Annotated in this window: 24 protein-coding genes; 7 read left to right on the forward strand and 17 right to left on the reverse strand. The window is 50.1% G+C overall.

Annotation, left to right across the window (positions count from 1 at the left end):
* Positions 1–29 precede the first annotated feature (29 nt).
* From ACTHRH_RS18505 to ACTHRH_RS18520, 4 genes are all read right to left on the reverse strand, one after another.
* On the reverse strand, positions 30–1,037 hold the full coding sequence (locus ACTHRH_RS18505) for a hypothetical protein (protein ID WP_379288453.1): 1,008 nt from the start codon (positions 1,035–1,037) through the stop codon (positions 30–32).
* Positions 1,038–1,167: 130 nt separating this feature from the next.
* Positions 1,168–1,956, reverse strand: coding sequence for a Cof-type HAD-IIB family hydrolase (locus ACTHRH_RS18510; RefSeq protein WP_379288455.1), 789 nt, complete (start codon positions 1,954–1,956; stop codon positions 1,168–1,170).
* Positions 1,957–2,011: 55 nt separating this feature from the next.
* A complete protein-coding gene (locus ACTHRH_RS18515) occupies positions 2,012–2,752 on the reverse strand; it encodes a pseudouridine synthase (RefSeq protein WP_440416962.1) in 741 nt (246 codons plus the stop codon).
* Between the two features lies 1 nt (position 2,753).
* On the reverse strand, positions 2,754–4,391 hold the full coding sequence (locus tag ACTHRH_RS18520; RefSeq protein WP_379288459.1) for an RsmF rRNA methyltransferase first C-terminal domain-containing protein: 1,638 nt from the start codon (positions 4,389–4,391) through the stop codon (positions 2,754–2,756).
* A gap of 109 nt (positions 4,392–4,500) precedes the next feature.
* On the opposite strand from ACTHRH_RS18520, the gene ACTHRH_RS18525 reads away from it, so the two are divergent.
* Positions 4,501–4,980, forward strand: a complete 480-nt coding sequence (locus ACTHRH_RS18525) for a thioredoxin family protein (protein WP_144937710.1) — start codon at positions 4,501–4,503, stop codon at positions 4,978–4,980.
* Positions 4,981–5,117: 137 nt separating this feature from the next.
* Here ACTHRH_RS18525 and ACTHRH_RS18530 read toward each other — a convergent pair whose 3' ends face one another.
* The 3 genes from ACTHRH_RS18530 to ACTHRH_RS18540 all read right to left on the reverse strand — a co-directional run bounded on the left by ACTHRH_RS18530 (position 5,118) and on the right by ACTHRH_RS18540 (position 7,847).
* Positions 5,118–5,537, reverse strand: a complete 420-nt coding sequence (locus tag ACTHRH_RS18530; RefSeq protein WP_440416965.1) for a DUF309 domain-containing protein — start codon at positions 5,535–5,537, stop codon at positions 5,118–5,120.
* 384 nt (positions 5,538–5,921) lie between these two features.
* A complete protein-coding gene (locus ACTHRH_RS18535) occupies positions 5,922–6,728 on the reverse strand; it encodes a GTP pyrophosphokinase (RefSeq protein WP_144937704.1) in 807 nt (268 codons plus the stop codon).
* Positions 6,729–6,749: 21 nt separating this feature from the next.
* Positions 6,750–7,847: a quinone-dependent dihydroorotate dehydrogenase gene (locus ACTHRH_RS18540; protein ID WP_379288702.1), complete on the reverse strand. Its 1,098-nt coding sequence runs from the start codon at positions 7,845–7,847 to the stop codon at positions 6,750–6,752.
* A gap of 264 nt (positions 7,848–8,111) precedes the next feature.
* Between ACTHRH_RS18540 and ACTHRH_RS18545 the strand changes: the two genes are divergently transcribed.
* Positions 8,112–8,246, forward strand: a complete 135-nt coding sequence (locus ACTHRH_RS18545) for a hypothetical protein (RefSeq protein ID WP_260982093.1) — start codon at positions 8,112–8,114, stop codon at positions 8,244–8,246.
* 48 nt (positions 8,247–8,294) lie between these two features.
* Here the strand turns inward: ACTHRH_RS18545 and ACTHRH_RS18550 are convergent, their stop codons facing one another.
* From ACTHRH_RS18550 to queF, 4 genes are all read right to left on the reverse strand, one after another.
* On the reverse strand, positions 8,295–9,785 hold the full coding sequence (locus ACTHRH_RS18550; protein WP_379288463.1) for a L,D-transpeptidase: 1,491 nt from the start codon (positions 9,783–9,785) through the stop codon (positions 8,295–8,297).
* Positions 9,786–10,021: 236 nt separating this feature from the next.
* Positions 10,022–10,258 (reverse strand): ferredoxin, encoded by a 237-nt coding sequence (locus tag ACTHRH_RS18555; RefSeq protein ID WP_144937698.1) that lies wholly within the window; start codon positions 10,256–10,258, stop codon positions 10,022–10,024.
* 227 nt (positions 10,259–10,485) lie between these two features.
* Entirely contained in the window at positions 10,486–11,775 is a 1,290-nt protein-coding gene (locus tag ACTHRH_RS18560) for a DNA polymerase IV (RefSeq protein ID WP_144937695.1), read from the reverse strand.
* Entirely contained in the window at positions 11,759–12,118 is a 360-nt protein-coding gene (gene queF, locus ACTHRH_RS18565; protein WP_144937692.1) for a preQ(1) synthase, read from the reverse strand. The genes ACTHRH_RS18560 and queF overlap by 17 nt, the downstream gene beginning before the upstream one ends.
* Before the next feature lie 331 nt (positions 12,119–12,449).
* On the opposite strand from queF, the gene cimA reads away from it, so the two are divergent.
* Entirely contained in the window at positions 12,450–14,066 is a 1,617-nt protein-coding gene (gene cimA / locus ACTHRH_RS18570) for a citramalate synthase (protein WP_144937689.1), read from the forward strand.
* A 187-nt stretch (positions 14,067–14,253) separates the two neighbouring features.
* On the opposite strand, the gene ACTHRH_RS18575 is transcribed toward cimA, so the two are convergent.
* On the reverse strand, positions 14,254–14,787 hold the full coding sequence (locus ACTHRH_RS18575; protein ID WP_144937686.1) for a TlpA family protein disulfide reductase: 534 nt from the start codon (positions 14,785–14,787) through the stop codon (positions 14,254–14,256).
* A gap of 172 nt (positions 14,788–14,959) precedes the next feature.
* Here ACTHRH_RS18575 and ACTHRH_RS18580 point away from each other — a divergent pair, with 172 nt between their 5' ends.
* The 3 genes from ACTHRH_RS18580 (at position 14,960) to ACTHRH_RS18590 (ending at position 17,650) form a co-directional block, all read left to right on the forward strand.
* Complete coding sequence (locus ACTHRH_RS18580) at positions 14,960–16,252, forward strand: MFS transporter (protein WP_379288466.1); 1,293 nt, start codon at positions 14,960–14,962, stop codon at positions 16,250–16,252.
* Positions 16,253–16,381: 129 nt separating this feature from the next.
* Positions 16,382–16,843 (forward strand): MerR family transcriptional regulator, encoded by a 462-nt coding sequence (locus ACTHRH_RS18585; RefSeq protein ID WP_379288704.1) that lies wholly within the window; start codon positions 16,382–16,384, stop codon positions 16,841–16,843.
* Positions 16,844–16,960: 117 nt separating this feature from the next.
* Entirely contained in the window at positions 16,961–17,650 is a 690-nt protein-coding gene (locus ACTHRH_RS18590) for a zinc metallopeptidase (RefSeq protein ID WP_144937678.1), read from the forward strand.
* Positions 17,651–17,752: 102 nt separating this feature from the next.
* Here ACTHRH_RS18590 and ACTHRH_RS18595 read toward each other — a convergent pair whose 3' ends face one another.
* From ACTHRH_RS18595 to ACTHRH_RS18615, 5 genes are all read right to left on the reverse strand, one after another.
* Positions 17,753–18,715, reverse strand: a complete 963-nt coding sequence (locus ACTHRH_RS18595; RefSeq protein ID WP_144937675.1) for an MTP-1 family protein — start codon at positions 18,713–18,715, stop codon at positions 17,753–17,755.
* Positions 18,716–18,741: 26 nt separating this feature from the next.
* The gene (locus ACTHRH_RS18600) at positions 18,742–19,818 is read right to left on the reverse strand and encodes a glycoside hydrolase family 130 protein (RefSeq protein ID WP_144937775.1); all 1,077 of its coding nucleotides are present in this window, start codon (positions 19,816–19,818) and stop codon (positions 18,742–18,744) included.
* A gap of 63 nt (positions 19,819–19,881) precedes the next feature.
* Positions 19,882–20,760 carry a carbohydrate ABC transporter permease gene (locus ACTHRH_RS18605; protein ID WP_144937672.1) on the reverse strand — a complete coding sequence of 293 codons (879 nt, stop codon included), beginning with the start codon at positions 20,758–20,760 and terminating at the stop codon, positions 19,882–19,884.
* 11 nt (positions 20,761–20,771) lie between these two features.
* On the reverse strand, positions 20,772–21,761 hold the full coding sequence (locus ACTHRH_RS18610; RefSeq protein WP_144937669.1) for a carbohydrate ABC transporter permease: 990 nt from the start codon (positions 21,759–21,761) through the stop codon (positions 20,772–20,774).
* 111 nt (positions 21,762–21,872) lie between these two features.
* Entirely contained in the window at positions 21,873–23,201 is a 1,329-nt protein-coding gene (locus ACTHRH_RS18615) for an ABC transporter substrate-binding protein (protein ID WP_379288470.1), read from the reverse strand.
* Positions 23,202–23,643: 442 nt separating this feature from the next.
* On the opposite strand from ACTHRH_RS18615, the gene ACTHRH_RS18620 reads away from it, so the two are divergent.
* Entirely contained in the window at positions 23,644–24,678 is a 1,035-nt protein-coding gene (locus ACTHRH_RS18620; protein WP_144937663.1) for a LacI family DNA-binding transcriptional regulator, read from the forward strand.
* Positions 24,679–24,851: the final 173 nt, after the last annotated feature.

The following is a 24,851-nucleotide window of genomic DNA, read 5'->3' on the forward strand; positions in this document are numbered from 1 at the left end:
GGCTCACCCATTTTATCTCTAGCCAGCAATTAGTGAACGGGTGTGGATTCAATGAACATTTCTTCGATTGTCTTGTTCTTGGACAGCATCGTCAGGCTCAAGGAATCATAATCCTGCTCCTTATCCAATTCATTTAGAAGAAGAGCGGCGATTTCCTCGGAATCTTTGGCAAGATCCGGTTCCCGAAAATCGATAAACCCGGTTAATTGCCGGCTGCCCAAGTCGACTGTCGCGGTTCCGATGGGCAGTCCCCCGTGGGACTTCTGGTAAATTTCATAAGTGAGCGTATCCCCGTCATCCCTGACGAGAAAGACGGAATAATCATCATTCAGGCTATTTTCCATCTCTTGTTCATCGTCCGGGAGAAGCGACTCGTGATCCAATTCCATCGTCGTCAGAAGCCCCTTATCATAATAATGCCTCAGAGAGAAATGATCGATTAAATTTTCATCGAAGTCGGACACAATCAATTCCGTAATATCATCGATCTCGTCCTCCGATGGAGGGGCGACCCAATGAATTTCTCCATCAACAATGTTCTGGCCTACATCCAGGAACGCCTCAACCAGCCATTCTTCCTCTTCATTATAAACGTGATAATGGACGAATTCTTCCGATTCCTTCACCGCGACCAGCTCATAGTAGCCCTCAGCAGCCCTGTCTTCCGCTTCGAGCTCCGCTTCCGCCGTATGATCCGAATCCGGCGCATCCCATTCCTCCGCCTCATCCGTTTCGTCAGCCATCTCCACCTCTTCGGCATTCACTATGTGCTCATATGGGCTATAAGTCACTATTACGCTGCATTCGGCAGCATTGACGGCATCGGTGAACGATTGAATATAATTGATGAGAAATGGCTCCACTTCCTCTTTAACCGAAGCGGGCAATGATTTCTTCTCCAGTTGGACCGCACCGGACACCCTGTCATTTTCCCGGTACACTAAAGTGAAACTGCCTATAAAACGTCCATTCAACAAAATATCCCCGGTTTCTCCGCCGGCGGTCTTAAGATCAGGCCTGATGATCAGCTTTGCCATCGGGTTACCCTCCTCTAATCATTGAATCGGTTTCCTTGATAGCTTGTCCGAATTAAGGCAAGGATAACCATGACCGGCGGCAGAAAACGGATTAGAAATTTGTCCTTATTGCGAAGGATGAGTAAAGTATTTATTCAAAATATTTGCGAAGCGCAAGGTAGACTCCATCCTCATTGTTGGACGCAGTAACTTCGTCGGCTGCTTGCTTAACCTCCTGGGGCGAATTATCCATGGCAATTCCCAGGCCGGCGTATTCGATCATATCCATATCATTGTAATAATTACCGATAGCGATTATTTCTTCCCGGGAAATCCCGCGGATTCGGGCCAACTGCTGCAATGCATTCCCTTTGCTGGCCTCCGGATGCATCCAGTCGATAAAATTCAAGTGACTGCGGATCATGCGCAGCGGGGTTTTCCATACTCCCCATTCTTGTTCCGCCTGATCCACCTTCTCTTTCTCACTGTAAATTGTGAACTTGACGATCGGCTCCTTGAATTGCAGCAGATCTTTATAGACGATCGGGGTCATTTTGAAGCTTTCATACATCTTCTGTTCCCATTCGGTCACATGCTCCAAGTACAATTCGAACGGCGTGCAAAGATCGAAATGAAGGTTATTTTCCCGGCAAAAATGAATAAAAGGCACTACCTCTTCTATAGTAAAGGAATGCTGATGAAGAACGGCCATTTCCTTGGAAGCCACGGTTGCGGCACCGTTATGGGTAATCATAATGCCTTCCAGGCCCATTTCCCTAAGATAAGGAACCGCGTTAGTCGGACTTCTTCCCGTACAGAGCACGATCTCCGCGCCCGCGTGATGAATTTCCCTTAATAAATCGGCTGTCCGCGGCGTCAGTTCATGGCGGTCATTCAGCAGGGTTCCATCTACATCCAGTGCAATAAGCTTATAGTTCATGGTTTCGTGCCCCTCCCTTAGCGTCTTGTCAATCTCTGGTCTGATTCTCTTTCTTCTATAGCGTTCCGTCTTTCAATCCCTTCAGCTCGTCCTCTGTCAATTCCCTATAGCCACCGAGCGGCAGATGATGATCGAGGCGAAGGGTTCCCATTGAAATTCGCTGCAAATAGACTACCAGCTTGTCTACTGCTTGAAACATTCTTTTGACCTGATGAAACTTGCCTTCTCGGATCGTAAGCTCAATTTTGGAAAGCGGACGCTCTCCATCCTTGACATCCAATATAACGAGCTCGCCGGGAAGAGTCACATAGCCGTCATCCAGCCGGACTCCCCGCTTGAATGCTTCAACGTCCTCCTCCGTGACTTTCCCCTCCACTTCCGCGTAATAGGTTTTGGGGACATGCTTTCTGGGGGAGAGCAAATTGTGGGCCATCTTGCCGTCATTGGTCAACAGAAGCAGACCCTCCGTATCCTTATCCAGCCGACCGGCAGGAAACACGCGGAAATGACCGACCTCCGGACCGAGCAAATCGAGCACCGTCCGTTCCCTGACGTCTTCGGTGGCCGAAATAACCCCCTGCGGCTTGTTCATCATAATATAAATGAATTCCTTATACTCAACGGGTTCTCCATCTACCCGAATCTTATCCTTTTGCGGATCGATTTGCAAACCGCTGTCTTTCACTACGGTTCCGTTAACGAGAACGGCTCCCCGTTTGACCAGCTTTTTGATTTCGCTGCGTGTACCCCAGCCCGTATGTGCCAGCAGCTTATCCAGACGCTGGGTCGCTTTCATATCAAGTCATCCTCCATCCCGGCGGGTATTCGTTCTTCAGTATTCCGTCCTGCCATTTTCCCCAGCCGGCAGCATAGCCGTCTATACATACCAGACACCAGCCTTTGGCAGGACATTGGCCCGCTCTAAGTATATCAACCTCCGCAACCGGAAGTGTATCGCCTCTTAAATAATTGACCGCCTCCATGGATTGCGAGGATAAATTCACCCGGCGGACCGCTTCCTCCGCTTTCAATCCCATGGCCAGGGCGTGTGATGGTATGAACCGGTTGTGGCGGATCGTACCGACGTACCAACCGGGTCTCGACACTTTAAGTCCATCGAGAGCCGGTGGGTAAGCCGGTGTCAGATACAGACGGTCCCCGTACACTACGAGCTCGCCGGGCGGATGAACGGTCAGATGTTCCTTAATGAAGGCTTCCCATGCCGCTGTCGCCGCCATGAAAGTCTCTTTCGGTTTACCCTTGCCGTTCTTGTCCCGTCTACTGCGTCCTGCCTCGGCCTCCTTATGCCCCCTCTTGCCGGGCCCTGCGGCCTTCCTTGCCAGCCTGCCTGCGGCGGCATTCACCTTAATTTGGCCTGCGTGACTGACCGACAGGGTGTGCTCATCGGCCGAACGGATGTAGACTGATGCTTGAACGTCACGTTCCTCCGCTTCATCCGCCGAAGCTGCATGAGCCGCATGGGCCTTCTCAAGCACCGCTGCAAAATGCCCCTCCCCCCGCACCAGATGCGGCCACAGCCGGACGGTTCCAGGCAGTGGCGCCGGACCGGGAATGCCGCTTCCTTCCCTTCCGTCATCATTCTTCCATGAGGTCGGCCCGCTCCAGTCCGCTCTGCCGGCCGAGCATCCTTCCGCCTGCACGGGAACAAGCCGAAATTCCGGATGTCTCTTCAGGAAGGAGACGATCATGGCTTCGTTCTCCTCCGGGGAGAAGGTGCAGGTGGAGTAGACGATTCTGCCTCCCTCAGTCAGCATCATGGCCGCACTCTCCAGTATGTCCTTCTGCAACGCCGAGCAGCGCTCCACAGAATGCTTCTCCCATTGAGCGGCCATTTCCGGCTCCTTCCGGAACATTCCTTCTCCCGAGCAGGGTGCATCGATTAAAATCTTATCGAAATAATCGGCAAAGTGGGTAATCATTTTTTCCGGAAGCTCATTAAGTACAATGGCGTTGCGGATACCGGCCATTTCCACATTTTTCACCAGCGCTTTGACTCGTTCGGCCTGATTATCGTTAGCCACGACAAGCCCTGTTCCCTGCAGCTTGGCGGCGATTTGGGTCGTTTTCCCTCCGGGAGCCGCGCACAGATCGAGCACGCGGTCGCCGGGACGAATCTCTAGCAGCTCTACGGGAAGCATCGCGCTCGGCTCCTGAATATAGTACAGGCCGGCATGATAATAGGGATGCTTCCCCGGCCGCTCTCCTTCCGGATAATAGAAGCCCGTCGGACACCACGGCACTCTCTCCAGGGCGAAGGGAGATATTGTGGCGAACTGTTGTGCCGCCACTTTCAACGTATTGATCCGCACCCCATAATGGCGCGGGTCATTGTAGGAGCTGTAGAAATCCTGGAATTCGTCCTTGAGCAGGCTCTTCATTTTTCTTATAAAAGCTTCTGGAAGCTCTATCGTCATGGTGTTCACTCTTTCGTCAACAATTTGCTAGTTTCAGAGAAAAATATAACAATAAATCGTGAAAAACAGAAATCAATCATGCTATAATGGTTACGGAAAGGTGGGAACTATGAAAAAATTAGCGATTTATCTTTCGATCATTGTTGCGGTGTTCGTTCTTCTATTTGTGATTAACAAGGCCACCGTTAGCTCCAAGGACAGCAAAGCCAAGGAACTGTATGGAGTTTCGGCCAGCAAGCTGCATCCCGATACGGTTAAGCAGCTGGAGGATCCCAATTATCAGAGCATCGTTCTGCCTGAAGATCTGGCGAAAAGCGTAAACAACAAGGAATCGATGTTCGTCTATTTCTTCTCCCCGGACTGCCATTTTTGCCAGCGGGTAACGCCGATCGTTTATCCAATGTCTCAGGATATGGGAATCGAATTAAAGCAGTTCAACATCCTGGAGTTCAGAAATTACTTAAGCACTTATAATATCCAGTCCTGGCCAGTGCTTGCCTACTTTAAAGAGGGCGTTGAGGTAGATCGCATCGTAGGTGAAGTACCCCAAAATGAATATAAGCAATTTTTTGAAAAATATAAACAGTAAATTTTGGACCAGTAAAACAACATTGCAAAGTGGCGCATAACCTTCGGAATGTATTCCGGGTACTTTGGAACTTATATATTAATAAATTTGGCAGCCTTGGGCTGCTTTTTTTATTTGCCCGTCTATTGGTCCGCCGGTTAATCTTCCTCGTGCAGAGGTTGGGGATTGACCGCCCATTCCGCGACCTTCTCCTTGAGCGCAGGATCCACGATACGAATCGTCAGATCGTAGAATTCGAATGGCTCCCGATCTATATTCTCCAGCTTCTCCCGATACTTTTCACTCTCGCTCAACAGCTGTCCCAAATCAATTCCCAACGAATCCGGCGGATACTTGCGCAGCTTATCGATGGCCTGAGCAAACATTTTGCGGGCTCCGTTCTTATTGCCGTTGCGAAAATGATACAAGGCGACGGCCACCTGAAGCAGACCTTGGTACATAAGGTTTCTGCCTTCTTCCAGCCAGAGCTCCTCAAGCACTTCGTGGCATTCGAAATAATCTCTTTCCGTATTGAAATAGTGCAGGTAGGCCAAATATAGCGGACTGTACTCCATCATTTCCCCTCCTTTTTTCGAGTACTTTGCGGGGAGCCCTGCTAAAATCCCCACAAAGTGAAACATAACCTTCGTAGATATTTTGCGGGGAGCCCCGGAACTTATAAAATTCTATCCGGCACACTATTAACCCTTCGAGCCCGGAATTTATATTGCCTTATCCTGCAGACGTTTGGCTAATGACCGCTTGCCTCTTCTATTGCCGACGATCTACCTTGAAAATCCGTCTGTTTCCCATTTTCTGCTGGAGCTGTGCAAACGGAATGGCGCGTCTAAATGGATTTTGTACAGGTAAATTCAAACGATTTGCAAAAACCAACCAAACTACCTGGAAAAAGAACCCCCTGTAATCCGGCGCCAACAGACAGATAACAGGGGGTAAATGACTTATTTGCGATCAAGCTCTTTTTTAGCCCTTGCAATCGCTTCCTCTATGGATAAGGATAGCTTTTTCAAGCTCCATATATCTTCCGCTTCCCATAGTTCGTTGAACTTGAGCTGGAATTGGACCGCTTCGCGGACCCTCCGGTAAAAATACAGCTGCTGAATATCGTTCAACACCTTGGAAACCAGTACCGACTTATCTTCGAACAGCATCTGCGATTCCATAATTTCGTCGCGAATGCTGGACATTTCCTGATCCAACAGGTAGGCCGCCTCCGCCGCCTTGCTCAAACGGCGGGTCACATCCTCCGGCAGCGCCCCTTTATATTTATAATTCAATGAATGTTCTATTGTGGCCCAGAAATTCATGGCTAGGGTTCGAATCTGAATTTCTGCCAGAACGATTTTCATCCCCAGTGCGGACTGTACAGGATATTCCACGATAATATGATAGCTCCGGTAGCCGCTGGCTTTTTTGTAGGTGATATAATCCTTGCAGTAGACAACCTTCATATCCTGACGCTGACGGATCAATTCCGTCAGTCTCTGAATGTCTTCCACAAACTGGCACATTATTCGAATGCCTGCTATGTCTTCGATCCCTGTTTCGATATCGTCCATGGAGACATTCAGCTTTTTCGCTTTCTCCAATATACTGGAGATTCGTTTAACCCTTCCAGTAACAAATTCAATGGGGGAATATTCTTCGCGACTTTTCAATTCCGAACGAAGCGTCTTAAATTTCACTTTCAGCTCTTCAACGGCTTGTTCGTAAGGAAGAAGAAACTTACTCCAATCTCTTCCATCCATTGCATTCCCTCCTCTCGCCGTCTATTCCGGTACGTCCGCACCGACAGCTTCGGATATATGGGACCATCCGTCTCTTTCCAGCAGCTCCAACAAACCGGCATTTAATCGTTTGATCAGTGCGGGGCCTTCGTAGATTAAGGCGGTATACACTTCGACCAGATTAGCCCCTGCGCGGATTTTGTCATAAGCGTCCTGCGCTGTGAAAATACCTCCGCATCCGATAATCGGGATGCGGCCGCGGGTCAGGCGGTAAATGCCGCGAATGACCTCGGTGGAACGATCCGTCAGCGGCTTGCCGCTTAATCCTCCGGTTTCGGAAGCATTCCGATGAACCAGACCATCCCTGCGAATCGTCGTGTTCGTGGCAATAATTCCGGATACCGGGCTGGCCAGGATCGTATCCATAATATACTCCAAATCTTCCCCGGAAATGTCCGGAGCGATTTTTACAAGCACCGGCTTCTTCTGAGCACCGGATTGAGTTTGCTGATCCCGTTCTTCCATTACCGCTTCCAAAAGCTTTCGTAAATCGTCGCCATGCTGCAGCTTTCGCAGATCGGGCGTGTTAGGCGAACTGATATTAACCACAAAAAAATCCCCGTAGGGGTAGAGCTTGCGCAAACATTCGCGATAGTCCCGTTCCGCCTCTTCATTGGGGGTTATTTTGTTCTTGCCGATATTCACCGCCACCGGAATGGTTCGTTGGCCGGTTCGGCGCAAATTCTCCGCCATCTGATCGGCTCCAACATTATTAAACCCCATTCGATTAATCAATGCAAGGTCCTCCGGAAGCCGGAACAACCGCGGACGGTCATTCCCCGGCTGAGGCTTCGGAGTTACCGTACCAACCTCCATAAATCCGAAGCCGATCGATGAGAAACCGGGAACGGCCTGCCCGTTCTTATCCAATCCGGCGGCTAGTCCGACCGGATTAGGGAACTCCAGATCCCATAGCTTGACATTCAGCTTAGGTGAGGGAGGGGTTCCATATATCGTCTTCATCCAGGAAGTCATTCCCGGGATACGCGAAACCTTGTCCAGTCCGTTAACAACAAGATGGTGAGCCTTCTCCGCATCCATCCGGAAAAAGATCGGTTTGCCTATAGATCGGTACAGCATATCAACAACTCCGTTCGCTAATAGTCCCAACGAACAGTTTACCTCCTTGCGAAAAAAAAAGAAAGATGCAACTTGACCCGATCCTCCGCAAGGAAGCGGACCATCCCCATCCGGCGCCGCAAGATGCCGCGAAATAGCCAATACATGCGGCATTCGCGGGCCGGGGGAATTCTCTTCTCTCTCAAATGCATATGAGGACGCTGTCAAACCGGAAAGATTGTGATAGAATATAGGCAGTATAGAAAGAAAGGTTGCTGGGAAGCGATGAAAAGAAAGCCAATGCCTTACTCGCAGCGCAAAACGAAAGAAGAAGTTAACAAAAAGGCGATTATTTGGGCAGGCGGTATTTTTGCCGCGATCGTTATTTTGATGGCTGTGCTGCTGATCGTAAACAGCTAGAGAAGCCCGGTATTTTTCTATTTCATTGTAGAGGGGACAGACCAACGGCTAGTTCAACCATTCGTAGACTTTGCCGGGATTGGTTTCATTGTCCCCTACCGGCAGTTCCATCTTGACAGCCCCTCTGACAACTTGCTCAGGAAGCCCTTCCGACACGATGGATACCTTCGTTCCCATCGGCACCATCCCGTACAATTCCTTCACATCCTCATCCAGCATCCGCACACAGCCGAGCGAGCGGTCTTCACCAATACTGGACGGCTGATTAGTGCCGTGGATTGCATATAGCGTATCGGACAAGGTCATTCCCCTGCTCCCGAATTCACCGTTCTTCTTACCCTTGGGGTCCACCACTTTCTCACTGATATAAAATTCACCTTCCGGAGTGCGGTCACCGCCAAGACCTACCGGATAATTGCGAATGATAGTGTTTCCACTCACCAGAGCCAAACGATGATTGCTCTTATCTACAATAATTTCCAAAGGAGCCTGCGGCGATACTCCCTCTTCTACGTCATTTTCACCGGATTCACCGGAAGTAAGGGGGGCATTTCCGGACGGAAACAGCTTGTCCCTGTATTCTGCAAAAGCCGCCTCCATTCTCTTACTCATATTGGATAATAAATTGGCGGGATAATCCCCGGTCAGATCGGCCGCTTCTTCCGGCGGCTTGCCATAAAGAGACTGATAAGCGACGATTGCAGATTGCAGCACCAGCATTTCCTCTCTCTCTTTCATCCAACGCAGCAATTGGCTATGCGCGGCTGCGGATTCGACCGGCTCGCATTGACATAGCTCTGGATCATACACTTCCAGCTCGTATTTGCCGGCGGTTCCGGACGGACGCACCCCCGCAATCACTCTGGCTTCCTCTCCCCACAATGTCCACGGGCCTGCCCTGCCCAGCTCCCCCCATACGGTTTCCTGATTATAAATCCGGATAGGAAGCCGGCCGTTCTCCCGACCGGATTCAGACTTCCCAAGCTCTTCATCCGCCTGCAGAATTACCCGTGGAAGCCGGTCCGCTTCATCCTCCTCTTCCGGCTTATCTCCTTCCGAATTCAAATCTGCGGCTTTCGCCTCAGCACCTTCCGTCTCCCCCTGCTTCTCCTGGACGAACAAATCCCCATCCAGAGAAGAGGGCAGCAGAAGAAGCAGCAGCAACAGCAGAAGCCCTGCCGTAATGCGCTTAAGCTTCCTGTTGGCTTGATCTCCTTCATTCTGCACCTCATCCGTGGCATGGGATTGGATGGCTTTCTTTTCGAAGGCCTCGTAGATTTCCTCCGCTCTGAAATAGCAATAGCGGGCTTTGGCCGCCTTGCCTTGACTCTCGTATTCTTTGCCGAGCAAATACCATGCCATTTTGCTCGATGGATGCTGCGTTATGTATTGTTTAAGATATTGGGGAGTGTCCTCATCCACATAATCCGAAGGACCCTTGCCATCCTCGCCTTCCGGGGGCTGCCCGGACGCCTTCTCCGCAGGTTGTGCTGGTCGATGGGGCCGGCCGGGCTTGTATCCATCGGCACCGTTCTTCATAACATTAAGCCTCCTTTGCCAATGTGTTTCTCAACAATCCGGTTGCAAGGCCTTCCCAGCCGTCATGTTATAAATGATGGCCAGCGAGCGGACTGTCGCAAAATCCTCTACCCGTTATATCGGCAAATCTGTGCCGCAATGTAAATTACAATAAACCGATAATTGATACTCTTGAAGCATTATAGAAATAAAAAGCCGCCCCATTTTAGAGGCGGCCAAGAAAGCCAAGAGGCAAATTACATATCAAAGGGCTCATCCGCAACTTTAATCGAATCGGTCGGACAGCCGTCCTGAGCATCCTGAAGATCATCGAACAGGTGCTCGGGGATTTCTTTAATCCCTCTGTTCTGATCATCATCATAGATGACTTCGGCAAGTCCCTCGTCATCGTAATCATAGATGTCTGGGGCAGTCGCTCCACATGCACCGCATGCAATGCATGTTTCTTTGTCCACCCAACTGTACTTACCCATTGCCAGTGATTCCTCCTTAGGACTCAATCCGAATATTTCTTGATCTTGGTTAGTTATTCGATGAAATGGTTGTACGCTTCTTTCCGGGTACGGACTAATGTCCGGGCCGCTATTCTCAATACCCGCCGCTGTCGGGTTCCCGGTCTTCTTCCCGCTCAAATCACTATACTATTAAAGCTAAACTGATTGAATGTTCTCCGCTATCTTCATTGAAGTACGGATTAGTGTCATCCTTCGTCATCTGCGCTGCGCAAAAAATCGGTTTGCAGAGAAGTCCCCCGAATTTTATGATTGCGTATCAGCGAAGACGGATCCTCTCCAATCATTCCTGCCGTCAGCAGGGAGCTTTCCCCGAATTTATCCCGGATTTGGTCCATCGCTTCGTTCAGCTTGTCCTTCTTACACGATTGCTCCAATTCGAACAGATCAAGCTGGATCGCCGCCTCCGCTTTGGGCTGCAGGTTCTGCAGCGTAATGCCCAATAAGCGGACGGGCTTGCCCGTTTCCCAATTGAGCTGAAATAACCGGCAGGCTTCCTTGTAAATAAGGTCCGTATGCTCCGTAGGCTGATTTAAGGTCGTCGATCGCGTTATCGTCTTCATGTCCGGGTCGCGAATCGTAATCTGGACGGTAGTGCAGACCAGCTTCTGCCTCCGCATTCTTCTGGCGGTCTGATCGGCCAGATTGAGGAATACGCGACGGATATCCTCCGGATCGGTAAAGTTATACGGCAGTGTGGTCGTATGTCCGATCGATTTGTTCGGTTCTTTCTCCGCCTTGACCGGCGAGTCATCCAAGCCGTTGGCTGACTGCTTGAGCCATTGGCCGTAGACTCCGAACTGCCTGACCAGAATCTGTTCGTCGGCGGCGGCAAGCTCACCGATCGTGCGGATATTCAGCTTAAGAAGCTTGGAAGCCGTTTTGGAGCCGATCCCGTACAGCTCTTTGCAGGGCCTGCTCCAAAGCAGCTTAGGCACATCTCTCAAGCGGAGCACCGATATCCCGTTAGGCTTCTTCATATCCGAAGCCATCTTGGCCAACAGCTTATTGGGAGCTACACCGATAGAGCAAGGGAGCGACAGCTCCATACGGATTCTCTGCTGAATCTCCCGGGCGATTTCCAGCGGCGTGCCGAACTGGCTCGAACCGGTAATATCTACGAAGCATTCGTCAATAGACATCGTTTCGACTAACGGAGAATATTGGTACACCAACTGGATGAACTTCCGGGAAAAATCCCTGTACAGCTCGAAGTCCGGACGGATAAGAAGAAGGTCCGGGCACAGCCTGAGAGCCTGGCCAACCAGCATCCCGGTGCGGATTCCTCGTGCTCTGGCTGCGTAAGAGGACGTGACGATGATGCCTTTGCGCAGCTCGACGCTGCCGGCTACCGCGATCGGCTTGCCGGCATAGAGGTCGGGCTCTGACGCTTCGTGAACGGAGCAATAGAAGGCATTCATATCAATATGCAGAATGACCCTTCCATTGCGCGGATAATAGTCACTGGCCTTCTTCATACTCGGCGCGAACCGTGGTATATATTCCGCCCCGCACATTGAATTTGCCGGTAACCTGAAGCTTGCGCGGCTTAATAAAATCCACGAAGTCTTTCAGTATTGCATTCGTGACATCCTCATGAAAATGCCCCTCGTCACGGAAGCTCCATAAATACAGCTTCAATGACTTCAATTCAACGATATAAGGACCGGGAATATATTTAAAAGTAATGGTCGCAAAATCCGGCTGGCCGGTAACGGGACATAATGCCGTAAATTCCGGGCATTCGATCTCAACCTCGTATTCGCGGTCAGGATGTGGATTGGGAACCGGTTCTAAAGTTCTCGTCGGTCTTGTAGACATGGTGCAGCACCTCCCTAATTTATTTTAACCATTATCAGCATACAACCAGTCGGTTCGGCGGTCAAGCTTCCGGTCCCGATGCCGCTGCAATCCTTCTTGTTATTGCTTAAAGAGGAGAAAAATCCCTGTGCGTACCTCCACAGGATGACCGGCTGAGAGGAGGTTGTCTGCAGAGGTTCGAATTTCCGATCATCACATCATCACTGCTTCTGCCGAGCCCAAACTTTGTTTCTGAATTATAAAGAGAAAGCCACTGTTTTCATACGGGACTAGATGTTATAATTAAGTGATAAAAGATTCGACTGGAATCGGAAATTCTGAGGGGGCGGACATGTCTAATCAAATTTTTGTCTTCGATACAACATTGCGGGATGGAACCCAGGGAGAAGGAATCAGTCTATCGGCTGAGGATAAATTCAAGATCGCGCTGCGTCTTAACGCTTTGGGCGTTCATTATATTGAGGGAGGCAATCCCGGCAGCAACAGCAAGGACATCGAGTTTTTCCAGAGGGTCAAGCAGCATAACTTCAATGCGAAGATCGTAGCCTTCGGCAGCACCCGCCGGAAGCATTCGGTAGCCGAACATGATGCGAGCCTGAACCGGATCGTCGATTCCGGAGTCCGGGTCTCTTCTCTTGTGGGCAAGGCATGGGATTTTCATGTAACAACGGCCTTGCAGACGACTCTGGAAGAAAATCTGGCGATGGTATTCGATTCGATATCCTATCTGAAGCAGAAGGGCCTGGAGGTTTCCTTCGACGCAGAGCATTTCTTCGACGGTTACAAGCATAACCCGGAGTACGCCATAGCCGTACTGGAGAAAGCACAGGAAGCGGGAGCGGACTGGCTGGTCATGTGTGATACGAATGGGGGTACACTGCCCGGGGAAATTTTCGAAATCGTATCCAATGTGAAGAGCCGGATGAAGACCCCGCTCGGCATTCATACCCATAACGATTGTGAGCTGGCTGCAGCCAATACTCTCGCAGCCGTACAGGCTGGGGCGGTTCAGGTTCAGGGAACGATTAACGGCTACGGGGAACGGTGCGGCAATGCGAACCTGTGCTCCATCATCCCGAACCTTCAGTTGAAGCTGAACTACCGCTGTATTTCGGATAACCAGCTTCAGCAGCTAACCAGTGTGGCTCGTTACGTGAGCGAAATCGCCAACGTGAACATGCCCGTTAACCAACCGTATGTGGGAACTGCCGCTTTCGCACATAAAGGCGGAATTCACGTCTCGGCCATTCTGAAGGACCCGAAGACTTACGAGCATATTGAGCCTGAGCTGGTCGGAAACAAGCAGCGCGTGCTCGTATCCGAGCTGGCCGGTCAGAGCAATTTGCTGTTTAAAGCCCAGGAGCTTCACCTGGACATCGACCAAGATCCCGAGAAGACCAAGCTTGCGATTGAAAGGGTTAAACAGCTGGAGCACCAAGGCTATCAATTCGAGGGAGCGGATGCTTCTCTGGAGCTGCTGCTCCGTCAAGAATTCGGTGAATTGGAGGAAATTTTCACGTTGGATTCCTTCAAGATCCTGGTCGAGAAGAATGCCAATCACAAGGTGGCATCGGAAGCGATCGTCAAGCTGAATATGCACGGCAACACCGTCTATATGGCCGCCGAAGGCAACGGCCCGGTGAACGCACTGGATAACGCATTGCGCAAAGCTCTGGAGCAGTTCTATCCGGAAATCCGGAACATGCACCTGTCCGACTACAAAGTCCGGGTCATCAACGAGAAGGATGCGACCGCAAGCAAGGTCCGGGTGCTTATTGAATCTTCCGACGCCAACACCAAGTGGAGCACAATCGGCGTCTCCGAGAACGTCATCGAAGCGAGCTGGGATGCTCTTGTCGATAGTATGCGCTACGCACTGATCGGCAAACAACCGCTGGAGCCTGCGAATTCCCAACCGCCGACACGGCTCGGTCTCGTTAACCACTAAACTACCCCAAGGTTAAACGGTTATCGTCGTCCTTTGGACAGGCGCGTTTACCGATGAAACATAAGAACAGGTATAAGGTGTAACTAACTTATACCTTCTTATATTTAAATAAAGCTGTCCGCCGCGAAGATTACCTCTTCCCGGCAGACAGCTTTTTTCGTGCTGCTATAGGTGTTCATAAGTCTGTTCAGCGATCGATCAGCTTTTTAATTTTGCGCTCCAGCTCCTTGGGCTCGACCAAATTAATCACCTCAGCGATGACTCCGTTCCGGTCGATCAGGAAGCTTGTCGGAATGAAATAAAACTGATAGAGCTCGCTTGCCTTGCCCTCTTCGTCCAGCAGAACCGGAAAAGTAAATTCATGCCGTTCCACGAACTTCTTGGCATTCTCCAGCTTATCGTTTCTTGTAATGTTGACTGCGTACATATCCAATTGATCTGAATACTTGTCGTATAACCTCTTCAAGTCGGGCGCTTCCATCTCGCAGGGTCCGCACCAGGAGGCCCAGAAATTCAGGAACAACGGCTTATCCCTCGCCCCGCCCACATTATATGTCTGTCCGTCCAATCCCTGGAGGCTGAAAGACGGCGCCAGAAACTCCGGCTTCGGAGCGGTTTCCGTCGGCAAAATCACTTCCTTATCCTTCGCCGCAAGATTCTGATAAATGGCCAACCCGGATAAGATAACAATTCCGATCAACACAATCCAATTTCTTTTCATTATCTCAAATCCATTTCTAAACTAGGGTATACCTAATAATATCCCAAATTGCCTTCTTTTCCATTCATAAAGCGGTACAAATGTTTGAACTTTTTGGCTTCCGGCCTCCGGAATGAATCAGGTCCATGGCGGGAAAAGTAAAATCATTACAACACTGTAGAGGAGCCCCAAGATGGAAAAAACTAAGCCGAACACTTTGGATATCACCTTCGAAAGCGACATAGAAGAACCTGTTTCCCGTCCCAAAAAACGTAAAAAGAACGGCGGCAAATCCAAAGGGAGCTTTTGGGAATTTTTCGCCATTGCTTCCATCCCCCTTGTCTTGGTTCTGGGAAATTCCATGCTTGTTCCCATCCTGCCCGATATGGAGCGGGAGCTTGGGATATCGCAGTTCCAAAGCAGCTTGGTCATTACGTTGTTCTCCGTTTCGGCCGGTCTGGTCATTCCCTTCTCCGGTTATTTATCGGACCGCTTCAGCCGCAAAGCCGTAATTATCCCCTCCTTGACCTTGTACGGAGCTGCGGGGATTCTCGCAGGCTTCGGAGCAGTCTGGGAATCCTATTGGGTTATTATCGTTTCCCGGGCACTGCAGGGAATCGGCGCAGCGGGCACCGCCTCCATTGCAATGGCGTTGGTCGGCGACCTCTATGACGGCGCAACCGAGAGCAAGGTACTTGGCTTGACGGAAGCTTCCAACGGCATAGGCAAAGTGGTAAGTCCAATCATCGGTTCTCTTCTGGCCTTAATCATATGGTACGCCGCCTTCTTCGCCTTTCCGGTGTTCTGTTTCATTTCCCTCGTTTCGGTCATCTGGTTGATCAAGGAACCGGCGAGGGAGAAGGAACCGTTAAAATTCAAAGCCTATGCGCAGAAAATAGGCGGCATTATGAAAGAAAAGGCCAGTTGGCTGGTCACCGCCTTCTTCGCGGGCTCCCTGGCGCTTTTTATCCTGTTCGGAGTTCTGTTTTATTTATCTAACATACTGGAAGAACCCCCCTATTCCATCGACGGGGTGGTGAAAGGTCTCGTGCTGGCCATTCCGCTGTTAGGCATGGTGATTACCTCGTATACGACCGGGAGTGTTATTAAGAAGAACGGCATATTGATGAGATGGCTGATGAATATCGGACTCGTCTTAATGACGGTTTCATTGGCGCTCACGATATTTCTGTTTAACAATATCTACATTTTCATCGGATTGCTTACATTAAGCAGCATCGGCACAGGCCTGCTTCTTCCCTGTCTGAATACAATGATAACTGGCGCCGTATCCAAGTCGGAACGCGGAATGATCACATCCATGTACAATAGCCTGCGCTTTCTAGGCGTTGCCTTCGGTCCCCCCCTGTTTGGATGGATGATGGAGAAATCCCATTCCATTGTATTTATTACGGTGTCCGCCTTATCATTAGTGGCGCTGGGGCTCGTTTTCTTCCTGATCAAGCCCGACGCCAAGGTGAGCTAACCGCCGTAGTCCCACCAGGATAAATAATACGGAAAACGGCGGGTATACCCCCAAATAATTCACACTTTATTCAAAAGCATAACGTTTGACTGTATGGTTCATATTCATGTATCATGAAGCATAGAAGATATTAGAAAAGGGGGAAAACCGGATGGGGATAACAAGCTATTTCGCATAGGAGAAATCGCTAGAATGGCGAATGTCAGCCAAAGAACAATTGATTATTATACCAAGCTTGGGCTCATCTCTCCGGAGAAGCGGTCGAACAGCAATTATCGTTATTACAGCTATGAAACCTTAAACCGTTTGAAACGTATTGAAAGTATGAAGAGAGAGAAATTCACCTTGGAAGAGATCAAGAGCAGTCTTGATTTGATCAATAAGGTCAGCAATGACGAGCAAGTGAATGACAGGCTGGCCGCTCTGCAGCTGCAGATGCAGCAATTGGAGAAGGAAGTCAAGGAGCTCAGTCCTCTGATTGACCAGCTCAAGCCGAACCAGGCCAAGAATTTGTACAAACTTCTGACTCCGCAGAGCGCCGCCGTCATCGAAGCTCTCCTGCTCTTACTCGGCAAAGGCCCTCTTCTATAACGGCTGTTCCAGACATACTGAAGCCTTAGTATGAGCTGCCAGGCCAAGCTTTTTCGAACGTTATGAACTTATCGGTTCATCTTTTTTCGTTATATCCTATAAACAGGGGGATTGTGTATGTTCTTCTTCTACTACCCATGGGACCTTTTGATTTTGGCTGCCTTCGGTCTGTCCATCTGGGCTTCCTTCCGGGTTAAGGGCACCTTCAGGAAGTGGTCCGAAGTACCGACAACGTATGGCCTGACCGGTTATGAGGCTGCCCGGAGAATGCTGGATGCCAACGGGCTGCATGATGTGCCGATCGAACCCGTTCGTGGAGCATTAACCGACCATTACGATCCGATTAATCGTGTGGTTCGCCTTTCCGAACCGGTTTATTACGAAAATTCCATATCCGCCGTTTCGGTCGCATGCCACGAGGTTGGTCATGCTATCCAGCATAAAGAAGCATACCCGATGCTGGTAGCGCGCCACCGGATGTTCCCGGCCGTCAACTTTAGCTCCGGGATTGCACCGCTGTTGATCATTGCCGGAATAATCTTTCAACAATTTAATTTCCTGCTGCTTGTCGGGATTATTTTCTTCTCGGCAGCTGTCCTGTTCCAGCTTGTTACTCTGCCGGTTGAATTCAACGCCAGCAGCCGGGCACGCAGCTTGATGGTGGCCGAAGGGTTCATCACGAACGAGGAAGAAACGGGAGTCGCCAAGGTACTGAATGCCGCTGCGCTGACCTACGTCGCCGCCGCATTGATCTCCGTCCTCGAGCTGCTTAAATACATCGCCATTTTTAACAGCCGCAATGAATAACCGCCTTAACCGGCATAGCGGTTAAAAGATTCTATAATAAAGAGCGAGGCTAGTGGTTGTCCACTAACTCTCGCTCTTTCTTTTTTATCATTTGAACATAGGTCATTTAGACTTTGTCTGGCGTTCATATCCGGCAAACGGATCCTTGATCGTCACCTTCTGTGCTTCCGCGTCACTGATGCCTGCATATAAATCCGCTGTGCCGTCCGAATGACGAATCAGCCCGCCGCTAAAAACAACATCGACCAGGTCGGGGCGCTTGGCAGGGCCCTCTACGAAGTTGGCACGCTCTGCGATAATTTCCATATCGGAATGTGTTTCGGTGTGCGGGTCAAACACGAATATCATCGGATAATAATGACGGTCCCCCCGTTCGTCAAACTGTGCAATATGGCCCAGTATGCCTAATAAACCGTTGGAGAGCAGGTGAACCTCGTTGCCTCCCCCCCATTCTTCATCAGAAAATTGCCCTTGCAGAAGAGGAGCCTGCAAAACCACTTCTTGAGACAGCTCATCGAGGGAATTGATCTTCGTGAAGCCTATTTTGCCTCTCCCTCCTTTGTCTCCCTGTGGGCGGGTGAAGATACCGATCTTACCATCCTGCAGCTGCACTAAGCGCAAATCTTTCATCTGGTCGGGACCGCTAAAGAACGGCTTCAAATCGGCCACTTTCTTCCCTCTGTAAAATACGGTCCGCCAGCTTAACTCCCCTTCACGCTGCGGATGTGGAAACGTCTCTACACCGCCGAAAATCAGCTCCCCGGAAATTTTTGTGAAGAACGGGTCCTGGAGCTCAAAGCCGGGAGCCCCCTCCCGCGGTACCCAGCGGCCATCGCGCATTACAAAAAAGTAAATTTCGGAAGCCTCGCTATTCCGCTCTTCCACCCTTCCCGCTATGACCATTTCTCCATCGTCCTCAAAAGGAGCGGATATATTGTAGACGTCCCGGTCGCCTACCCCGCCAAAAAGCAGCTTTTCAGCGTTATAGGGCTTGCTTTCCCCTTTTCTGAAGGCTTCAAGCAGAACAGAACACGATTTTAATCCGCTGTTTTTTAATTCACCCATTGTCTCCGATTTTCCTTTCAAGTCTATTATTGATCGCTTTGATCCTTTAATCGGTTTATTAACGGCTGCAGTTCAAAAGTTACACTGGCCATCGATTCGTCACAAACGCCATAGTACATCGTAACTCGATTATCACGCACCACAGCACCGCACGCAAATACGACCTGGTTAAAGAAACCACTGATTTCATATGGTGCCTCGGGAAATAAAACAGGTTCTTTCAGACGGGCGATGACCCGGCCCGGCTGCCGAAGATCCAACAGAGCGGCCCCCATGCAATACCGGTTAGCCCGGTCGGCCCCGTGATAGAGGACAAGCCAGCCGTCATCGGTTTTGATAGGAACACAGCCTGCCCCGATGCGCTGATCGTCCCACAATCCGTCCCTTAATCCCATTAAAAACTGATGATCCCCCCAATGCTTCAGATCCGAAGAAGTGGCAAGCCACATTTCAGGCGCCCCGATTCCTTCCGGAACCGGGCGGTGCAGCATGTAATAACGCCCTTCAATCCGCTCGGGAAAGATGACGGCGTCTTTGTTAGTCGGCGCCAAAATCAGCCCTTCCCGTTGGAATCGGACGAAGTCCCGGGTGGATAGCAGCCCGACGCCGACGCCCTTATCGGATACCGCGCTGTAAGTAATGTAATAATGGTTATCGAGGAAAGTAATGCGCGGATCCTCGATACCCCAGCACTCTGCCCGGCCTTCCGGCATTATACTAGGGCTTTCCTCTATCGTAAAACGCTCGCCGTCGCGGCTGCGGGCAACCCGCAGATGCGATATGGACGTCAAATACAGGGTGCGGCCGTCCCGGTCACGAACAACGCGAGGATCGCTAAAGTCGAGATTCGGATCGTTTCTGTCGAGCTTTACCGTCTTCATTCGTGTGCCCTTACCGCCATCGCAGACATCCGTGTCCAGCACGGGAACCAATAAGTGATTCGGATCCATCTGCCGGGGGGATTCCGCTACACGCAGCAATAGAATGATTTCATCATTAATCTGCGCAACTCCTGCATTAAAGGCGCCAAGCACCTCCCATTCAGGAAACGAAGGCACAATATCGCCCGGAGTAATCAAAGGATTGAGCCGACAGCGCTGCATTGTTGTTTGGCATGGTTCTACCACAAGTATCCTCCTTATCATCGGGTTTCTCTATCTATTGTGTTAATCTTTAATTCCGGTAAAAGTAATACCTTCTATGAAATAACGCTGAGCGGCAAAAAACAGCACAATAACCGGCAGGGCCACGAGCGTCGACATGGCCATCAAATAATTCCACTGAGGCGCTTCATTGACTCCGCCCATAAAGAAATACATTCCGACATTTAAAGTGTAGAGCTCCATATTGGTTAAATAGATCAGCGGACCGAGGAAGTCGTTCCAATACCCGCGAAAAGCAAAGATCGCCACAGCCAGTAATGCGGGAACGATCTGCGGCAGCATGACGTGATAAAACGTTTGGAACGTATTGGCTCCGTCTATCTCCGCCGCATCATCAAGCTCGCGCGGCAGCGTCAGAAAAAATTGCCGCAAGAGAAAGATATAGAACGGACCCCAAGCGGTCCAGGAGCGCAGTACGAGAGGATCGAACTGTCCGGTTAGCCCTAGCTTCTGCCAAATTAGAAACGTCGGAATGAGCGTCACGTGAAAAGGAAGCATCATGGTGGCAAGCAGCACTAGAAAGATGAAGTCGCTCCCCGGAAAACGGAACCGGGCAAAGCCGTAAGCCACGATAGTGGCGCTCGCCATTTCCCCGATGATTCCAAGCGTGACGATAAACAACGTATTCACTAAGTAACGGTTGAACGGCATGGCAGTCCACGCATCAATAAAATTGTGCCATTGCGGCGGATCGGGAAACCACTGCGGCGGCCAAGCGAAAATATCTCCATCTGCCTGCAGCGCGGTGGACAGCATCCAGAAGAAAGGAACGAGAATGACCGCTGCCAATAAGGTAACGACTGCATAAATGAGCGTCCGTTTTATTCGGTTTAGGCTTTTTCTGGACAAGGACCCGGTTACGGCATAAGCTCCATTCAACACGACATCACCTCCTATTTCCGCATATCGGATTCATAGTGAACCCAGGCCGGGGTTGAGCGAAAGACCAGAAGCGTAAGCACGAGGATGATAATGAACAGCACCCAGGCGATTGCTGAAGCTTCGCCCATGTGCAGAGCAGCGAAGCCCCGCTCATACACAAGCTGGTTCATGAATTTGCCTGCGGCCGAGGTTGGCCGGACAAACATCGCAATCGTGAAAATCTGCAGCGCGCCAATCATCCCCATAACCACCTGAAGCAAAATGACAGGCGAAATTTGCGGAACGGTAATGTGCCGGAACTTCGCCAACGCGTTCGCTCCATCGATTTCCGCCGCCTCATACAAGGATCTCGGAACTCCCTGCAGACCGGCCAGGAAGACAACGGTATTCGTCCCGAAAATCCCCCACACGCTCATAATGATGAAGGCGCCAAGAACGTAATTCGGGTCCCCGAACCAATTGGGTTTGTCCATCCCGAATAGCGCAAAGAACGGCGAAAGGGAGTAATTGATAATGCCCGATTCACTGTTAAACATCCATCTCCAGAGCAGCGCGACAGCCACTTCGGGCAGGACGGCCGGCAGGAAATAAATCGTTCGGAACGTACCGATCCCCTTGATCTTGTTGTTCAACAGCATCGCTACCAGCAGCGCACCGACTACCCCGATCGGCAGCGATAAAGCGGCGTACAGCAAAGTAATCCGGATCGAAGGCCAGAACTCGATATCCTTCGTGAACAAGTAAATATAATTATCCAGCCCTACCCAATTGGCCTTCCCAAATAAGCTGGAGTCGGTAAAGCTTAAATACAGGGAATTAAGCAAAGGATAGGCGGTAAAAATCAGAAAGCCGACCATCCAAGGGGAAACGAGCGCTACGCCCATAGCCTGCCGCTTCCTCCAGCCCAGCTTCAGAAAGATAAAATAGAGGGCGCCGGCAATAGCAAACAAGCACACTGGAACAAGCAGCCAGCGCATCAACGTTGCCGTGTAGTTTTCCATAGCGCCGCCTCCTTTCGATCGTCAAAGTCATGTGTTGGCCATTTGTTGTCTAGCAAGAATAGGAGGCAGAAACGATAACTGCCTCCCACCCTTTCCATTTATGAACCTCGGCTATTTGTTTAACACGCCATCCAGCAGCTTCTTCACCTGCGGAATGAGCTCCTCCGGATCCGTGCCCGCATTGACTATCGGATCCATCAACTGATTCCAGAATATATTGTCCCAATCCGGATAATTCGCAAAGTACCGATAAGGCCTTGCATGCTCCATCGATGCAATTATCGCCTTTAACGAGTGAGACTTCTTAGGATGCATTTCCTGCAGCTTCTTCAGATCGGCAAGCGAGGTTCGCGGCGGCATGATTTTCCAATGATGAATCGCATCGGTAAGATCGACCAAGGCTTCGAAAGCTGCATCCGGATTTTTCGTCTTGGCATTGATCCCCATGCCCAGAATATCGCCGAATGTCGCTTTAATTCCTCCCGGCCCCGCCGGCACCCGATAGGCCTGCACATGATCTATCGTTGAATCCAGATCGTCGGCTGCACCTCCCATAAACATTGCTACCTGACCGCTTCTGAACATCTGATCGAAACCGCGGTCGCGAATAACCTGCTGGGAAGGAGTCAGCGGGCCGTTAATCAAATCAGCATAGAATCGGAAAGCTTCCAGCGACTCGGGAGAATCGATCGGAGATTCCCGGAAATCCTCCGTAATTACCTCCCCGCCATTCTGCCAAATGAACATTTGGACCGGCGGCCAGCCATTGACCGTGAATCCCCATTGAGCTACCGCATTAGCGTTGAACGCAGGATCATCCGCTGTTGCTCCGCTTGTATCCTTGGTCAATTTTTTGGCTGCATGGATAAAGTCATCCCAGTTCCAAGACTCGTCGGGATAGTCGATGCCCGCTTCATCGAACAGAGCTTTGTTCACATACAGCATAATAGGCTGCTGCAGCCAAGGAAGCCCGTAGATCTTGTCCTTATATGTGAAAGGCTGCAGTGAAGCTTCATAATAATCCTCTGTATTGGCCGCGGGATGATCCGACCCTTTAAGACGCTCCGTTATATCCAGCATCACATTCTGAGAAGAGAACTGTGCGGCCCGCTGCGCGCTTATCCAGAACAGATCGGGCCCGGATTGCCCAGTAAGCTGGGTCAGAAGACGGGTATCATATTCTGCAGGATTGGAATCTTGAATAATTTGATATGTAGATGATTGATTGTTCAGCTTGTCGAGTATCTGCTGCAGTTCTTTAGCTTCATCCGCCCCCGCCCATGTAGCCAGCCGGATTGTAACCTTGCCGCTACCTTCTCCGGACGATTGGCCTCCGCCGCCGCTGTCTCCATTACCGCTGCCGCTTCCGGAAGAACATGCGGTTATCGCGAGAGTAAGAATAATTGCACAAACAGACTTAAATAAGGAAAATGGTTTCAATTGACTCGCCCCCTGTAAAATCAATTTACCTAACAGCCATTCAAAAACATCATCCCAAACAGCCACCCGGCTGCCTTGTTGAACCTTATAAGACCAACGACGGCTTATTCAAGGCTCCTTCCAATGTTCTACGTGACTATTGTTATCTGTCCGCCATCTCCACCTTCTTTAAAGATAGTCGACTTCCCACTGCTAAGTGGCAAAGAATCGAAACTCAACATTACACGTAAAATAGTAATCCAGTTTGTAATGTTGATTTGTCCATTACAAAATCATTATCACCTTAACTGGCAACGCTGTCAATTAATATTTTGTAAATTTGTCCGTACTTTTTTCTGCAAAAAAGCGTTTTCGATTTACAATACAGCGATTCTCCTGTATAGTGTATTTTGTAACGTTACAAGCAAATGAAGGGTTAGGTTGCAGAGAGAGGTTTTTAATTATGCGTAAAAAAGTCGTTATGCAGGATATTGCCGATCGCATGAACATATCCAAAAACTCGGTCTCCCAAGCGCTCTCAGGCAAGGACGGGGTAAGTGAGGAAACACGGCAGAAAATTATTAAAACCGCCGAGGAAATGGGTTACCGCTATAAGAAAAAAACGAGGCCGTCAGACCGACAGCAGGTTAAGACTATCGGGCTTATTGCCTCGGAATTCGCATTTTCGATGCAAAACTTCTTCGGACAGATTTACCTTGCCATCGAAAGCGAAGCACAACGACACGGTATCAATCTGTTGATCCAATCGATTACACCGGCTGCAAGGGACAGCTTAGTCCTGCCCTCCTTTATCGATAACTATAATGTGGACGGCATCCTCATTCTGTCGCATATTAGTACGGATTATATCAATAAGGTGATCGACCAGGGGATACCGACCGTGCTCATCGATCATCATCACCCGCTGATTCAAGCGGATGCGGTTCTCACTAACAACCGGTTCGGCGCTTACACCGCTGTCAAGCATCTCCTGGACCTCGGCCATCAGGATATCGCCATCATCGGGAATGTCAATTTTTCGCCCAGTTACCAGGAACGGTGGGAAGGATATATGCTGGCTCTGAGGGAGCACGGCATCGAGCCCCAAGCGGAGCGCATGTTTATCGATGTGCAGGAGGACGGGGAGCTTATTGACGAACTGGTCACCTCCCTCGATCGGCAGCCGAACGCCTGGTTTTGTCTGAACGATGGGTACGGTTTCTTCGTCTGCTCCTCCTTGGGAAAAGCAGGCTTCCGGATCCCCGAAGACATTTCCGTCTGCGGCTTCGACAACAGCGATTTCTCCCAAATGTCCGTTCCTAAGATTACAACGATCGACATCGATCTCAGCCGTTTTGCCCATAAAGCCTTCTCCCAGTTGATGTGGCGCATTCAGCATCCGGAAGAAGTTCATGTGGAAATATTGCTGCCTACTCACCTGATTACCCGCAAATCTACCGGGAAGCGCAGCAGCGGCGTCATGCAGCTTAAGAAATAATGCTCTATGTTTGCTGAGAGCCTGGACAGGCCGCCACATAGCTATTCGGTCTTCCTAGCGATTTACAGTATCGTTCAATCACATGCATGAGGTGATTCTCCGGAATGTCCTCTTCACGCTCATCATTTGGCAAAAATTATGGTGTATACAAAGAAACCGTCTCCTTTTTTTGT

It is taken from the genome of Paenibacillus sp. SAFN-117 (assembly GCF_051966115.1).
GTDB classification, from domain to species: Bacteria; Bacillota; Bacilli; order Paenibacillales; family NBRC-103111; genus Paenibacillus_L; species Paenibacillus_L residui.